Below are 1,382 nucleotides of genomic sequence, written 5' to 3' on the forward strand. Positions count from 1 at the left end.
TAAGCTTCATTTCTTTTGTAACAATAAAGTACATGCAACCATTTGAAAGGGAGAAATCATGAGATCATATTTGTTTTTTCCCTATAAGAGCATATTTCATGAGCCTTTTGTAAAAACTTTATTTTAGTTAGAGCAGAGTTTTTTGATGAATTCTGTATTTTAGTATCATGCTCATTAATTAGCAATTGTATACTAAAAACCGATTGAACAAGCAGTTTGATAGTTTGCTATTTAATATGAATGCGCATTGGATTTTTTGTATAGAATAATGAGAAATCTTTGGAACTTTGATTTGGTTTGGTGAAAAGACTGCGTCAATATTGACAAATCTTTGGGTTGAGTGCGTGCTACGTTGAAAAAAGCAAAAGCATTTTAGGGGGCTCTTTTAAAATGTTATAGGGTTCAAATCAATCAATTTTATCATAATAAGGCTAAAAGCTCCCATAAAGGAGGAGCAAGTTGAAGCTAAAATAACGCACCATCCTCCTTTTTGAATGAGCGTAATCAACGCCTAATCGCAAAGCTGCCATTGAAATGACAGTGAAAAACTGCGCAATAAGTTTGATCAGGTTGAATGCTATGACAGGAATAAGTCCGCTGAGCGGATAAGCATCATGATAGTAAAAGCAATGATAAACCATGTGACGAGAGTGTGTAGACGAAAGGTGTGTTTGTGCTGATCGGCGATAGATGATTGACAGGGTAAAATAACAGGGACTAACATTAAAATTCACACCAGTTTGACAATTGTTGCAATTTGAACGCTCACAAAAGAGACTGATGTTGTTGCGACCAAAATCTATATAGTACAGCATAAAAAAACATGCCTGCAAGCACACTGTGTTGACTAAGCGACAAATTTAAAAGTGGATGTAAAAAAGGAGAAGTAAATAATCAGAACCCCTAAACGAGCCGTAAAAGCAATTGATGCAGCTACATCTTCATGTTTTGCTTTAATGACAAGCGCAACGGCGACGATAGCTGAATTGCTACAAATAGCATTGCTGCAAGCGATTGGGATTGCTAAATACTTAGAAAACCCGAAGTCTGTCAATGACAAAGCTTAGGATAATCGTTACAAATATAACGAATATGATGCCAGCAAGCAAATTCCAACCGGCTGAAAGAACTGCGTTAATGCTAATTGCTTGCTCCTAGAAGACCAACAATAGCAATTTTGAGAAGTGCTTTTGCGCAAAAGATTATCCCTTTTTTAAAATATGGTGGCAAAGTAAAACAACTACGGGTAATCTCTCTTCAGAGAATTGCCAAAACAGGACTCTCAAGCCACGCTTTTGCGAAATGCTGTTTTTCTAAGATTTCTAAACTATAAACTAAGACTGATATGAGCACACATGTTAGAATACCAAGACTAAAATTGT

General features: G+C 36.0%; 1 pseudogene. It reads right to left on the reverse strand.

Annotated elements, in window-relative coordinates:
- Positions 1–385: 385 nt before the first annotated feature.
- A pseudogene (locus ACFIK8_RS09250) lies at positions 386–1,382 on the reverse strand (YeiH family protein); the annotation flags it as partial.

Source organism: Bartonella sp. MR168JLCBS, from assembly GCF_042194175.1.